This is a genomic window from Bacillus sp. JZ105 (assembly GCF_053903125.1).
The window spans coordinates 2,658,974-2,673,791 of record NZ_CP096387.1 but is presented as its reverse complement, the minus strand read 5'-3'; the positions used below and the strand labels follow the sequence as shown (position 1 = coordinate 2,673,791).

Sequence of the window (14,818 nt, the reverse complement as noted above, 5' to 3'; positions counted from 1 at the left end):
GGTGCGAAAGATGAGCGTGACAGAACATAAACGTGAGGCGAAAGAAAGGCTTTATGTGAAAGTCATTACGGTCAGTGATACAAGAACGAAAGATACAGATAAAAGCGGCCGTCTGATGATTGATTTGCTCAAAGAACAGGGACATCTTGTTCTTGCATACGATATTGTAAAAGATGATATAGGATCGATTCAAGACGCTGTGCTCGTAGGAACAAGCGAACCGAAAATAGATGCCGTCTTGTTAAATGGCGGAACAGGGATTGCCGCAAGGGATGTGACCATTGAAGCGATCACCCCTCTTTTTTCCAAGGAACTGCCTGGCTTTGGTGAAATCTTCCGCATGCTCAGTTATACAGAAGACATAGGTTCAGCTGCTATTTTATCCAGGGCAACGGCAGGGGTCATCAATCAAAAGGCTGTCTTTGCCACGCCGGGATCTACTGGGGCCGTTCGTTTAGCTATGACCAAACTCGTGATTCCAGAGCTTCCTCATGTCTTACGAGAGCTTGAAAAAGATCAAAAATAGCCCAAAATGACTCTGCCAAGAAAATTTGGCAGAGTTTTTTTCATAAAGGGGTTGAAAAAACAATTTTTCCTTGTTACAGTGTATACATACTAAATGCATGTTTATAAATTAAAACTTATTTTTATGCAAAAGACATTCACAGAATCAAAACAAGCGAGAGGAGCTTTTCAATCATGTCACAAAATAAAAAAGTCGTATTAGCATATTCCGGAGGTCTTGATACCTCTGTTGCAGTTAAATGGTTACAAGAGCAAGGATACGAAGTTGTTGCTTGCTGCTTGGACGTAGGTGAAGGAAAAGATTTAGCATTCGTTCAACAAAAAGCACTTCAAGTCGGAGCTGTTCAATCATACATGATTGACGCAAAAGAAGAATTTGCTGAAGAGTTTGCACTCACTGCATTACAAGCACACACAATGTATGAAGGAAAATATCCACTAGTATCTGCACTATCCCGCCCGCTTATTGCAAAAAAATTAGTGGAAGTGGCAGAAAAAGAAAATGCAGTAGCAGTTGCTCATGGATGTACTGGAAAAGGGAACGACCAAGTTCGTTTTGAAGTATCCATTAAAGCATTGAATCCAGACCTAGAAGTTCTTGCACCAGTGCGTGAATGGAAATGGTCTCGTGATGAAGAAATCGATTATGCACAAAAACACGGTATTCCAATTCCGATTAACTTAGACAGCCCATATTCAATCGACCAAAACCTTTGGGGCAGAAGTAACGAATGTGGCATTTTAGAAGATCCTTGGGCTGCGCCGCCAGAAGGTGCATACGATCTGACAAATCCACTTGAAAAAACGCCTGACACACCTGAAATCATTGAAATCACGTTTGAAAAAGGAAAACCGACAGCCATTGACGGTATCCAGTATTCATTATCTGATCTCATCCTTCATTTAAATGAAGTCGCTGGACAGCATGGTGTTGGCAGAATCGATCACGTTGAAAACCGTCTTGTCGGCATCAAATCTCGTGAAGTGTACGAATGCCCAGGTGCTGTCACACTTCTAAAAGCGCATAAAGAGCTTGAAGACTTAACGCTTGTCAAAGAAGTCGCACACTTTAAACCAATCGTAGAACAAAAAATGGCTGAATTAATATACAACGGCTTATGGTTCTCACCGCTTAAAGAAGCACTAGATGCATTCTTACAAGAAACACAGCAGAACGTAACAGGTGTTGTACGTGTGAAACTATTTAAAGGTCATGCCATTGTAGAAGGACGTAAATCACCATATTCACTTTATGATGAAAATCTAGCCACTTATACAAAAGCAGATGAATTCGATCATGATGCAGCTGTAGGATTTATTAATCTTTGGGGCTTACCGACAAAAGTAAACAGCATCGTGAATAAAAAGGAGCAGGTTAAAGCATGAAAAAGCTTTGGGGAGGCCGATTTCAAAAAACACCAGAAAAATGGGTCGATGAGTTTGGCGCGTCCATTCATTTCGACAAACAATTAGTCAAAGAAGATCTGACCGGCTCCCTTGCTCATGCAAGTATGCTGAATAAATGCGGTATCCTCGGTGATGAGGAGGCCGCTGCCATCAAAGACGGACTAAATACGCTCATGAAAAAGGCAGAGGCGGATGAACTGGAATTCTCAGTCGATTATGAGGACATTCATTTAAACCTTGAGAAAATGCTCATTGATGAGATTGGTCCGCTTGGCGGCAAATTGCACACAGCGAGAAGCCGGAATGATCAAGTTGCAACCGATATGCACTTGTATTTGAATAACCAAGTCGAGCATATCATTGAACTGATCTCTTCCTTTCAAACGGTGCTTGTAGAAAAGGCAGAACAGCACATTGAAACGATTTTTCCAGGATATACGCACCTGCAGCGTGCTCAGCCTATTTCGTTTGCCCATCATATGCTCGCCTATTTCTGGATGCTTGAGCGTGACAAAGCGCGTTTCCAAGATTCATTAAAGCGAATTAACGTATCTCCGCTTGGATGCGGAGCGTTAGCAGGAACGACATTCCCGATTGATCGTGAATATACAGCAGAGCAGCTTGGCTTTGACCACATTTACGAAAACAGCCTCGATGGTGTGAGTGACCGGGACTTCATTTTAGAGTTTTTATCTAATAGCAGTCTTGTGATGATGCACCTCTCACGTTTTTGTGAGGAAATCATTTTATGGTGCTCGCAAGAATTCAAATTCATTGAACTCGATGACACGTATGCAACAGGCAGCAGCATGATGCCGCAGAAGAAAAACCCGGATATGGCTGAATTAATCCGCGGGAAAACAGGCCGTGTGTATGGCAACCTGATGGGGCTTCTCACGATTATGAAAGGCTTGCCGCTTACGTATAACAAAGATCTGCAAGAAGATAAAGAAGGCATGTTTGATACAGTGAAAACCATCGCTGGCAGCCTGCAAATCTTCACAGGCATGATTCAAACGATGACAGTGAACGAAGATGTCATGAAAAAGGCAACAAAAGAAGATTTCTCAAATGCGACAGAAGTGGCTGACTACCTTGCGAAAAAAGGCATGCCATTCCGTGAAGCACACGAAATCGTTGGCAAGCTTGTGTATACATGTATTCAAAAAGGTATCTATCTAAGTGATCTTTCTTTTGAAACATTCACAGAAGCAAGCGAGCTTTTTGAACAAGACATTTACACTGTTCTTGATCCATATGTTGCGGTTGAAAAAAGAACAAGTGCAGGCGGAACTGGATTCAAACAAATCCTGCTCGCTTTAGAAAAAGCAAAAGCCTGCCTGGCGTAACTTATTAAAACCATTCGTTTATACGGATGGTTTTTTTGTCATGGAAAAAGGAGATTGATGATCATTGGAGAAATGAAAGCATACCGGCGTCAAACAGAAGAGGGAGTGACAGCAGATCATGAAGAAAACGCTTGAGGCTTTGTTTCATCAACCAATCGTATCAGTGAAAACGTTAGGAGAACAATATGACGGACGGGCTAATGATGTGTGGCTGATCTCCTTGCAAGATAAAACGGAATATATAGTCAAATCTCCTAAAACTGCAAGAGAAGAAAGTGAATTTGTGTCTGGGATCAAGATGATCTATGGAGTAGATGACCGTACTGTACAAGAGCATATCGATCAAATCAATCAAAAGCTGTCTCATACGAATTCCTTTCATATTCCAAAAGTTATTCGTAAAGTGAAGAAGGCAGGAAGATATTTTTATGTAATGGAAAAAGCAGAAGGAACACCTTTCACATCTTTTGAGGGACGTTCATCAGCCTTTTATAAGGATTATGGGAGGAAACTAGCGCATCTTCATTCATATCGTACTGACTTTTTTGGTGCAGTATACGGAGCTGAAAAGAAGCATTTGCGAGAATTCCATGCTGTGTTAAAAAAGACTGTATCCAAACTCATAGGCCGCTATTACGCGGATCAGCCTGAATTTCACTGTTATGCAGAAATGGTGCAGCAAAAGATTGAAAAGCTGAAGCCTCCTGATTCAGCCAGTCTCATTTTAATTGATTTAGATCCATCTCAATATATTGAAAAAGATGATCAAGTGACGAGTTTAGTTGATACAGAATATGTCGTATATGGACCAGCTGCGTTTGATTTTATTGCATTGGAATACCTTTTGACGAAAGAAGCCGCCCGCAATGTTCAATTGGGCTATGAAGAGATTTGCCCGCTTCCTCGTGATCTTCATGAGGTGAGAGAGTGCTATCGTTTTGTTTCTCTGCTGCTCGATATCCATGGCTCATGGGATCTGAAAAAGTGGATGAATCACCCTATACTGTTTAACTCATATCGATAAAGGGTTCATAAGTGCGCCAGATGCCGGTTTATAGTAAAGTAAAGATAACAAAAGAAACACGTGAACTTGCAACCTTTGCTTTAGGAGGAGATTGTGTGCGACACGCATTAATAACAGCGGGTTCTAAAGGACTTGGCCGGAAAGTCACCGAGTCTTTACTGAATATGGGGTATTCTGTGACAGTGAATTATCGAAGTGATGATGAAGCTGTCCGGCAGATGAAAGAAGAATTATACCAGTACGAAGATAAGCTTCAATTTGTCCAAGGTGATGTGACAAAAAAAGAAGATTTAAAAAACATGGTAGAGCTGGCAGCAGAGCGATTTGGACGGATTGATGCCTTGATTAACAATGCCGGTCCTTATATTTTTGAACGAAAAAAACTGGCGGATTACTCTGAAGATGAATGGTATCAAATGATAGAAGGCAACCTATCAGCAGTATTCCATTTGTTCCGAATGGTCATCCCAACGATGAGAAAACAAGGCTTTGGCCGCATTATCACTTATGGCTTCCAAGGTGCAGACCATGCGCCAGGCTGGATGCACAGATCAGCCTTTGGAGCGGCAAAAGTGGGCCTTGCGTCATTGACGAAAACCATTGCGATTGAAGAAGCCGAAAATGGCATCACTGCTAATATGGTTTGTCCAGGCAAAATCGTTGGAGACATGAAAGAATCGACAATAGAGAAAGCCCGTCAAATCAAAGACGATGAAACGCCGATAGGCAGGTCTGGCACTGGTGAGGATATAGGACGCATCATTTCATTTCTATGCGATGACCGTTCAGACCTCATTACAGGCACCGTCATTGAAGCAACAGGTGGTCTTAACGTCATTCACAGGCATTAAGTTTTTCAGCTTTTTATAGAGGGAATAAATGATATGAGATCAAAATTGAAAGGTGGATATACTACATGAAAGCTACATATCATGGACATTCAGTTGTACACATTGAAACAAACGGATATCATATTTGGATTGATCCATTTTTAAATGGGAATAAGCATACAGAGATCAAACCGCAAGATGTGAAAGCGGATGTCATTTTACTGACACATGGACATGGAGATCACCTTGGTGACACCATTGAAATTGCTAAAAATAATGACGCTCTCGTCGTTGCACCAAATGAGCTTGCCGTTTATTTAAGCTGGCAAGGGGTGAAAACGCACCCGCTTCATATCGGCGGCGGACGTGAGTTTGAATTTGGTAAAGTGAAGCTCACGCAAGCGTTTCATGGTTCAGCTGTCATTGATGAAGAAACGAAAACAATTACGTATACAGGCATGCCATCAGGTATTTTATTCACAGCAGAGGGCAAAACGATTTATCATGCTGGAGACACCGCGCTCTTTTCAGATATGAAGCTGATCGGTGAACTGAATCATATTGACCTTGCCTTTCTTCCAATCGGTGATAACTTCACGATGGGACCGGAAGATGCAAGAATCGCAGCAGAATGGCTGCGGGCAAAACAGGTCGTTCCGATTCACTACAGCACATTCCCGCCAATTGAACAGGATCCTCATGCATTTGCAGACAGCCTGCATGGCGGCGTCGGTCATGTGTTAAAAAGCGGGGTATCAATCGAAATTTAATCCATATTAAAAAGCTGGCACACAAGGGACTGACCCCATAAGATGAGACAAATAAAAAACACCTTCAAGTTTGAAAACGGATCGTTGTGATCCGATATAAAACATGGAGGTGTTTTTCTATGGGGACAAGAGTGAGTTATCCGGTTGAAGTCAAACAGAAGGCTGTAGACATGAGATTGGCAGGCGTACCTATGAAAGAGATCATGCAAGAATTGAATATCAAAAATAAAACGCAGGTTCAAACATGGGTGAGGTGGCATCATGCTGGGGATACACACCGGTTCGAACAGCCTGTTGGAAAACAATATACCCATGGAAAGGGTCCCGAGTACTCTTCCGAATTAGAGAGACTGCGGGCAGAAAATCGCTATCTGAGTCAACAGAATGAAGTTTTAAAAAAGTACAACGAATTGGAAAGGAAGTTGATAAGGAAACGTCAATCAAACTGGTAGAAGAATTGCGCAAAAAGATGACAGTACAGGACATCTGTGTCCATTTAGGCATCTCACGCGCTTCGTTCTATAGATGGAAAAAGAATCTGACTCAGAATCATTCTAAAAGACAACTAGAGAAACAAATCGGCACGTTGTGCCGAGAGCACAAGTATCGATATGGATACCGAAAAATTACAGCCATACTAAAAGTGGGAATGCGTATTAACCATAAAACTGTTCAACGTATCATGCAGAAAAACCAGTGGCAATGCCGGGTTAAAATGAAAAAGCGTAAGAAGAATGGGCAGCCCTATGCCGTGGCTGGTAATATACTCGATCGGAACTTTCAGTCTGATCGCCCTCTTGAAAAACTAGTAACGGACATCACGTATTTGCCTTATGGACAGAAACAATTGTACCTTTCCAGTATATTGGATTTATATAATGGAGAAGTGATTGCTTTTACGATTGGTGATAAGCAGGACACAGACTTTATCTTAAACACACTTGATCAGCTCCCAGCACTGCCTGAGAACTGCGTGTTACATAGCGACCAAGGTTCTGTGTATACATCTTACGAGTATCAGAAAGCTGTTCATATAAAAGGCATTACCATGAGCATGTCCCGTAAAGGGACACCCGCTGATAATGCCTCCATCGAATCGTTTCATTCCTCACTAAAGTCTGAAACGTTCTATCTTAACAGCATTGATCGAACTACGACCAACATCGTAGAACGCACTGTCAAAGAATACATTTATTATTATAACAACATTCGTATTCAAACGAAACTAAACAACCAATCACCGATAAACTATCGGCAATTGGCTGTATAAAGGTGTTTTGATCCCTGTCTCAAAAACGGGGGTCAGTCCCCAAATGCCGGCTTTTTTGTTTGCCTTCATCTGCTGAAAGAAAAGACAAATTGCTATTAAAAGCATCCTGCCCTTATAATGAAACATAGATGAAAACGCTGAAAACAAAAAGGGTGAACGGGATTGGCGACAAAGCATGAGCAAATTTTATCGTATATTGATTCATTAGATGTCGGAGAGAAAATTTCTGTCCGGCGCATAGCGAAAGAAATGAAAGTGAGTGAAGGCACCGCTTACCGGGCCATCAAAGATGCTGAAAATAAAGGATTCGTCAGTACCATTGAACGAGTCGGCACCATTCGAATTGAACAAAAGAAAAAAGAAAATATTGAAAAACTCACATATGCAGAAGTGGTCAACGTCATTGATGGTCAGGTCCTTGGAGGACGCGCCGGCTTACATAAAACGTTAAATAAATTTGTTATCGGAGCGATGGAGCTGGACGCAATGATGCGCTATACGGCTGCTGGCAACCTGCTCATCGTCGGAAACCGTGTCAATGCCCACAGGCAGGCATTAGAGGCAGGGGCGGCTGTGCTTGTCACAGGCGGATTCTCAACAGATGATGAAATCATTCAGCTCGCAGATGAGCTGGAGCTGCCAATTTTATCGACAAGCTACGATACATTTACCGTAGCGGCTCTCATTAACAGAGCCATTTATGATCAATTAATTAAAAAAGAAATTGTGCTTGTAGAAGATATTTTAACGCCGATTGAACGCACCGTGTATTTATCACCAGAGGATAAGCTTGAAAAATGGTATGAAAAGAATTATGAAACTGGCCACGGCCGTTTCCCGGTCGCAGATGATCAAATGAAGATTCACGGAATCCTCACCTCAAAGGATATTGCGGGGCATGACCGCTCCACACCGATTGAAAAAGTGATGACGAAAAATCCGCTGACGGTCATTGGCAAGACATCTGTCGCCTCAGCTGCACAAATGATGGTGTGGGAAGGCATTGAGGTGCTGCCAGTTGTGGATGATCATGCGAAGCTGATCGGTATGATCAGCCGTCAGGATGTGCTCAAGGCGCTCCAAATGATTCAAAAGCAGCCGCAGGTCGGAGAAAAGCTGGATGATGTTGTCTCAAGAGGATTTAAAGAAGCCGATACAGAGAAACCAAAAGCGGATGCGGTTTATCAATACGAGGTTACCCCGCAAATGACGAACCAGCTTGGAAACATTTCATATGGGGTGTTCACACAAATTTTAATCGAATCTGCCAACCGCTTCTTAAAATCTCATAAAAAGGGCGAACTGATCGTCGAGAGTCTCTCTGTCTATTTCTTAAAACCGGTCCAAATGGAATCCACCATCCAGATTAAGCCGAATATTTTAGAAGTAGGACGCAAGTTTGGAAAGCTGGAAGTGGAGGTTTATCACCAATCGAATATCGTAGGCAAAGCGATGCTGATGGTGCAGCTGATGGAAAGAGGATAATGATAAAAAGGGCGAACTCATGTCGCCCCTTTCCTTATTACGCGTGATCTTTTTCGCCTTCCTTTAAAAAGAGCGGAAGATAATGCTTGTAGGCTTTATACCCAGCCCACGTACTGCCGATACCAACAGCAACAAAAATAAATCCGATGACAAATGCGAGTGACGAGCGGTTTAAAAATAATTGATTCACACCGAAGAGCAGGACAAAGCAGCCAAGGGCCATACTGGATTTCGCCGACCAGAATTTTTTTTCGACTGGCCGGTTCGTCCGGACATTTTTAGCTTTGTAGTATAAATAAAACATGGCAGAACAAATAATAAACACAATCAAAACAAGCATGTGCCAAGCCTCCATTGTAAGTGGTTACAACCCTATTTTAAACGTAAATAGGCTTGCTTACTAGAATAAATTGTCTATTCCTCACTTTTCCGTCACGATAGATTATGATTTAATAATAAAAAGAGTATCGCATGAGAAGGAGTTTTTATGAAAAAAGAACTGATTAGAACCATATCATTATATGACACCATCATCATCCATAGACATGTAAGACCAGATCCTGATGCGTATGGATCGCAGTGCGGCCTTACGGAAATCTTGCGTGCCACCTATCCAGAAAAAAATATTTATGCGACAGGAACGCCTGAGCCATCCCTTTCATTTTTATATGAACTCGATGAGGTGCCAGACGACGTATATAAAGGGGCCCTTGTCATTGTCTGTGATACAGCCAATCAAGCAAGAATCGATGATCAGCGCTATTTAATGGGCGATAAGCTGATGAAAATCGACCATCACCCGAATGAAGATCCTTATGGTGATTTGCTTTGGGTGGATACAGAGGCAAGCTCTGTGAGCGAGATGATTTATGAATTATACTTAGAGGGGAAAGAAGAAGGATATCAGCTGAATACAAAGGCAGCTGAATTGATCTATGCCGGCATTGTAGGAGACACAGGCCGCTTCCTTTTCCCAAACACAACGAAAAAGACACTCAAATATGCAGGGGAACTCATCGAATATCCATTTTCATCTTCAGATCTTTTCAATCAATTGTATGAGACAGATTTGAATGTCGTGAAATTAAATGGCTATATTTTTCAACATATTTCTTTGTCAGAGAACGGGGTTGCATCTGTTTTCATTAAGCGTGAAATTTTGGAATCGTTCCAAACAACAGCGCAGCAAGCCTCACAGCTTGTTGGGACACTGGGAAATATTGCAGGTATTAAGGCATGGGTCTTTTTTGTGGAAGAAAACGATCAGATTCGTGTGAGATTCCGCTCTAAAGGCGTCGTCATTAACACCATTGCGAAAAAATATCATGGCGGCGGCCACCCGCTTGCAGCCGGTGCGTCCATTTATGATTGGGCCGTAGCAGATGAGATTTTGCGTGATTTAGAGGAAGTATGTAAATCATCATCATAAGAGAGGAGGGATATGAAGTCCCTTCTCTCTTTTTTGTCATGGAGAAAAGGGTTATTTGCATACAGGAATAAACCAGCAGCCGATGTCTGTTGAATCTTCATAGGCTTGGAGATTTTGATGCTTTAATTCTTTTTTAATTAAATGAGCCATCATTTCTGTCTCAGCATAAGCACACATGCCGTCTTTGATCCGGCTTGCTTTGTCTCGTGCCATTTGACGATAGCTGTAAACCTCCATTGTCCTCACCTCTTTCTATTTAAGATCTCGTTCTACTTTTAGTGTATAAAAATGAAGCGTGAAAAGAAATCATTGAGGGCAGAAATTCATAAAAATTCCACAACCTCTTTATTCAGCAAATGAAATACGTACTTCAAGTGAAAGCTTCGTATAAATTGTCAGCTCTGTCACTTTCGCGCGATATGCCTTTTCCCGAATGGTATATTCTTTATTTTCCACTGTCCGTTTTAGTAATTCCTTTGTTTTATAGACACTTTCAATATCTTTTGTAATGACTTCTGAGATATCCTCCTTGACCTGATCTTCAAACTTTAGCGTATCTGGCTCTGGGATTTTATATTGCTCACGATTCACGAGATGAACATCTACGCTTTGGATCAGCAGCCGCTTCTTATTATCCTCATTTAACTTATGCAAATCTTCCCGATAGAGTGTGATTTGTTCTTTCAGACTGTCCATATGATGCTGCTGGCTTCTCAGCAGTGTCACTTGCTTTTCCTGAAAGGTTCCGTATGTAAAGAGAAAAATAAGCCAGCTTACAATCGCACCAAACATCATTCCTGCAAAAAAACGCTGCCAGCCTGGGCGTTTATACAGCTCCGGCACCCTCATGATGACACATGCTCCTGGGTGAGCCACGTAATAATGAGATACCCCGTTTGTGCACCGCCCATGGCAGAGATGATTAATAAAATCTGCTTGAAAATATCACGTGTGTTTCCTTCAAAAATGCCTCGTTCAAAGCTATAAACAGCATCAAATGTTCCGCCGATAGCGGCGACAAGCGCCCAAATCTTTAAACGGTTGGCAAGACTAGTAATAACGGATAAAGGCGGCTGACCAGATAAATACGCACCAACACCGCCTATGATAGCACCACCCAAAATGACCCCAAGGGCGATAAAATAACAACTGATAAAATTCGGAATAAAAGCTTCCTTCACATCCATTTTGTCCACCTCACTCTATTCAATATATGGCGTGTGCTGGACAAGTATGAACGGACAGAAAAGAAAGAACATTTGTTTCTCATCGCATCGCGTTTTATAATGAAAGAATGACTTTAGACGAAAGGAGTGGATTAAGCATGTCTTATGTTCATCTTCAGGTCCACAGTGGATACAGCTTGTTAAGCAGTGCAGCTAAAGTAAAGGAGCTTGTGCTGAAAGCAAAAGAACTTGGCTGCAAGGCGCTCGCTCTTACCGATGACCATGTGATGTATGGCACGGTTGAATTTTATAAGGAATGTAAAAAACATGGCATCAAGCCTGTTATCGGTTTAACAGCTTCTGTCTTCATAGATGAACAAGAGACAGAGGCTTATCCCTTGGTACTCCTTGCAAAAAACAATGAAGGCTATCAAAACCTAATCAAAATCAGCAGTGTGCTGAAATCAAAATCAAAAGCCGGACTGAAAGAAAAATGGCTTAAAAGCTATCACCGCGGGCTCATTGCCATCACACCAGGCGCATCTGGGTATATTGAAACGCTTTTGCAGCATGATCAGTTAGAAGAAGCGCGTGAAGCCGCTAAACAATTGAAGCATATATTCGGCGAGGGACATGTGTATATCGCACTTCAGCCATTTCAGCAGGACGAATCGCTCGCCGGCAAACTGCGGGACGTCTCACATAGTGCAGACATTCCTCTTGTTGCGACGGGTGATGTTCACTATATCAATCGAGAAGACAAAATGGCTTATACGTGCTTAAAAGCGATTAAAGCAGGTAAGCAGCTTTCAGAGATAGAGGAAGACCGAGGAGAAAAGCATTTCAGATCCTTTGAAGAAATGTTGGAATGGTATAGAGATGATCGAGAGCTGCTGACAAGAACGGTGGAGATTGCAAACCGCTGTGAAGTTGATTTAAATCTTGGGCAGACAAAACTCCCTTCCTATCCGACTCCTGATCAATCAACAGCAGATCAGTTTTTACGCAGAGTGTGCGCAGAAGGGATGAAGCAAAGAAAGCTTGCTTCAAATGACATGTATGTCAAAAGGCTTGAATATGAGCTGAGCATTATCCAAAAAATGAATTTCAGTGATTATTTTCTCATTGTGTGGGATTTTATGAAGTATGCGCATGACAAAGGGATTGTCACAGGCCCTGGACGGGGATCAGCAGCGGGTTCACTTGTTGCATATGTTCTGTTTATTACAGATGTCGATCCGCTCCGTCACGGTCTTTTATTTGAGCGCTTCTTAAATCCAGAGCGGATCAGCATGCCAGATATTGATATTGATTTCCCCGACACGAGAAGAGATGAAATCATTTCTTATGTAAAAGACAAATACGGAGATATGCATGTAGCGCAAATTGTCACGTTTGGGACACTTGCAGCAAAAGCTGCTTTAAGGGATGTTGGTCGTGTGATGGGAATTGATTCAAAGGCAGCGGACCGTCTTGCCAAGCTGATTCCATCAAAGCCAGGAACGACGCTGAAAGAAGCGGTGACTGCATCTTCTGAATTAAAAGCGATGCTTCAGCAATCTGAAGAGCTTCGAAAGGTCTTCCAAACTGCTTTAAAAGTAGAAGGCTTACCGAGACACACCTCGACACATGCAGCTGGGGTTGTGCTGAGCGAGGAGCCGCTGACAGAGGTCGTTCCAATTCAAGACGGCCATGAAGGTGTGTATTTAACGCAGTATGCCATGAATTATTTAGAAGATCTCGGACTTTTAAAGATGGATTTCTTAGGGCTCAGAAACTTAACATTAATTGAATCCATTAAAAACCAGATTGAAAGACAGGAAAACGTCCACATTAACTTTAGTGACATATCATATGAGGATCAGAAAACGTTTGAATTGTTATCTGCGGGCGATACAACTGGAATATTCCAGCTTGAATCACAGGGGATGCGTCAGGTGCTAAGGCGCCTAAAGCCGTCTAGTTTAGAAGACATCGTGGCGGTCAATGCTCTCTATCGTCCAGGTCCAATGGAAAATATCCCGCTTTTTATCGACCGAAAGCATGGCAGAGTCAAGGTCTCCTATCCTCATCCTGATTTGTATGACATATTAAAGGATACATATGGGGTCATTGTCTATCAGGAGCAAATCATGCTGATTGCAGCAAAGATGGCTGGTTTTCAGCTGGGCGAGGCAGATCTATTAAGAAGAGCTGTTTCAAAGAAGGATAAAAAGGTCCTGGATGAAGAGCGAAGCCATTTTGTTGAAGGATGCCTAAAAAAGGAGTATCCTGTTAACATTGCAAATGACGTTTATGACTTAATCGTCAAATTTGCAAACTATGGTTTTAATAGAAGCCATGCTGTTGCATATAGCATGATTGGCTTTCAGCTTGCTTATTTAAAAGCGCATTATCCGTTATATTTTATGTGCGGTCTTTTAACGAGTGTAATTGGAAATGAAGACAAAGTTGCTCAATATTTCTATGAGGCGAAGGAAAAAGGGATATCTGTGTTGAAGCCTTCTATTAATAAGAGTGAGTTTCCATTTACGGTTGAAAAAGGGGAGATCCGCTACAGCTTAAGAGCGATCAAAAATGTCGGAGTGTCAGCTGTAAAGGATATATACAGAGCAAGACAGGAAAAGCCGTTTGAAGATTTATTTGATTTTTGCGCAAGAGTATCACCAAAGAGTGTCAATCGAAAAACAATTGAAGCGCTCATTTTTTCAGGGGCGATGGATGAGTTTTATCCCAATCGTGCTTCGTTATTAGCATCGATAGATATTGCGTTAGATCACGTGTCATTTTTAAATCCAGAGGATCAGCTGGACTTTCTTGGGGATACAACCTTCTCCATTAAGCCAAAATATGCGGAGATAGAAGAAATGCCGCTTGTTGATCTCCTGCAATTTGAAAAAGAGGCACTCGGGTTATATTTATCAAATCATCCAGTACAAGCGTACCGAGACCGCTTAAGAGAGAATGGTGCAGTGGAAATCATCAGACTTTCTTCTTATATTAAGCGTAAAATCTCAATGGGTGGTCTTTTGACAAAAGTGAAATCGATTCGCACAAAAAATGGACAATCGATGGCATTTGTTACATTTGGGGATGAAACGGGAGAAATGGAAGGCGTCGTCTTTCCAGAGCAATTTAGAAAGCTGTCCCCCTTACTTGAGGAGGGCAACATGCTTTATGTTGAAGGCAGAGTAGAGGTCAGAAATGACAGCAGTCAAATCATCGTGCAAGAAGCTGCTTTGCTGGAAGAGATGGACGCAAAAAGAAAAGAGTCTGTCTACATTCGTGTGAAAGAAGAGAATCATACGCAGGAGCTGCTAGAGCAAGTAAAACGAGTCCTTTCGATGCACAGCGGAAAAGCAGATGTCTATTTGTATTATGAGAAGCAAAAAAAGACGATGAGACTTCCAGATGCATACAAAGTTCATGCAGATCATGCTGTAATTTTCCAGTTAAAAGAGCTGCTCGGTGAACAAAACGTTGTGATTAAATGATGACAAATCGCCTGAATATGTTTTACAAATTCACCTATTGTGTTATCATTTTAAAGATTCTGTTTATTT

The 14,818-nt window shown here is 41.9% G+C and carries 14 protein-coding genes; 10 read left to right on the top strand and 4 right to left on the bottom strand.

Going from position 1 to position 14,818, the window contains the following annotated elements; genetic code table 11:
- The first annotated feature begins 10 nt into the window (after positions 1–10).
- From M1D81_RS13715 to M1D81_RS13680, 8 genes are all read left to right on the top strand, one after another.
- The gene (locus M1D81_RS13715; RefSeq protein WP_456266621.1) at positions 11–526 is read left to right on the top strand and encodes a MogA/MoaB family molybdenum cofactor biosynthesis protein; all 516 of its coding nucleotides are present in this window, start codon (positions 11–13) and stop codon (positions 524–526) included.
- Positions 527–699: 173 nt separating this feature from the next.
- Positions 700–1,911: an argininosuccinate synthase gene (locus M1D81_RS13710; RefSeq protein ID WP_024424806.1), complete on the top strand. Its 1,212-nt coding sequence runs from the start codon at positions 700–702 to the stop codon at positions 1,909–1,911.
- Positions 1,908–3,281, top strand: coding sequence for an argininosuccinate lyase (gene argH / locus M1D81_RS13705; protein ID WP_456266622.1), 1,374 nt, complete (start codon positions 1,908–1,910; stop codon positions 3,279–3,281). Before M1D81_RS13710 ends, argH begins: the two co-directional genes overlap by 4 nt.
- A 118-nt stretch (positions 3,282–3,399) precedes the next feature.
- A complete protein-coding gene (locus M1D81_RS13700; RefSeq protein WP_456266623.1) occupies positions 3,400–4,305 on the top strand; it encodes an aminoglycoside phosphotransferase family protein in 906 nt (301 codons plus the stop codon).
- A gap of 95 nt (positions 4,306–4,400) precedes the next feature.
- A complete protein-coding gene (locus M1D81_RS13695) occupies positions 4,401–5,156 on the top strand; it encodes an SDR family oxidoreductase (RefSeq protein WP_025092263.1) in 756 nt (251 codons plus the stop codon).
- 65 nt (positions 5,157–5,221) lie between these two features.
- Positions 5,222–5,905, top strand: a complete 684-nt coding sequence (locus M1D81_RS13690) for a metal-dependent hydrolase (RefSeq protein WP_456266624.1) — start codon at positions 5,222–5,224, stop codon at positions 5,903–5,905.
- A gap of 119 nt (positions 5,906–6,024) precedes the next feature.
- A protein-coding gene (locus M1D81_RS13685) for an IS3 family transposase (protein ID WP_456266625.1) occupies positions 6,025–7,175 on the top strand; the annotation gives its coding sequence in 2 pieces (ribosomal slippage) (positions 6,025–6,298 and positions 6,298–7,175; 1,152 coding nt in all).
- Positions 7,176–7,337: 162 nt separating this feature from the next.
- Positions 7,338–8,660 (top strand): DRTGG domain-containing protein, encoded by a 1,323-nt coding sequence (locus M1D81_RS13680; RefSeq protein ID WP_456266626.1) that lies wholly within the window; start codon positions 7,338–7,340, stop codon positions 8,658–8,660.
- Between the two features lie 37 nt (positions 8,661–8,697).
- Here M1D81_RS13680 and M1D81_RS13675 read toward each other — a convergent pair whose 3' ends face one another.
- On the bottom strand, positions 8,698–9,000 hold the full coding sequence (locus M1D81_RS13675) for a YtpI family protein (RefSeq protein WP_003216665.1): 303 nt from the start codon (positions 8,998–9,000) through the stop codon (positions 8,698–8,700).
- A 147-nt stretch (positions 9,001–9,147) separates the two neighbouring features.
- Between M1D81_RS13675 and M1D81_RS13670 the strand changes: the two genes are divergently transcribed.
- Entirely contained in the window at positions 9,148–10,089 is a 942-nt protein-coding gene (locus M1D81_RS13670; RefSeq protein ID WP_024424800.1) for a DHH family phosphoesterase, read from the top strand.
- 51 nt (positions 10,090–10,140) lie between these two features.
- On the opposite strand, the gene M1D81_RS13665 is transcribed toward M1D81_RS13670, so the two are convergent.
- From M1D81_RS13665 to M1D81_RS13655, 3 genes are all read right to left on the bottom strand, one after another.
- The gene (locus M1D81_RS13665; protein WP_003216400.1) at positions 10,141–10,326 is read right to left on the bottom strand and encodes a hypothetical protein; all 186 of its coding nucleotides are present in this window, start codon (positions 10,324–10,326) and stop codon (positions 10,141–10,143) included.
- 108 nt (positions 10,327–10,434) lie between these two features.
- Complete coding sequence (gene ytrI / locus M1D81_RS13660) at positions 10,435–10,938, bottom strand: sporulation membrane protein YtrI (RefSeq protein ID WP_003216226.1); 504 nt, start codon at positions 10,936–10,938, stop codon at positions 10,435–10,437.
- Positions 10,935–11,276, bottom strand: coding sequence for a YtrH family sporulation protein (locus M1D81_RS13655; RefSeq protein ID WP_456266627.1), 342 nt, complete (start codon positions 11,274–11,276; stop codon positions 10,935–10,937). Before M1D81_RS13655 ends, ytrI begins: the two co-directional genes overlap by 4 nt.
- Before the next feature lie 137 nt (positions 11,277–11,413).
- Here M1D81_RS13655 and dnaE point away from each other — a divergent pair, with 137 nt between their 5' ends.
- Positions 11,414–14,749, top strand: coding sequence for a DNA polymerase III subunit alpha (gene dnaE / locus M1D81_RS13650; protein WP_456266628.1), 3,336 nt, complete (start codon positions 11,414–11,416; stop codon positions 14,747–14,749).
- Positions 14,750–14,818: the final 69 nt, after the last annotated feature.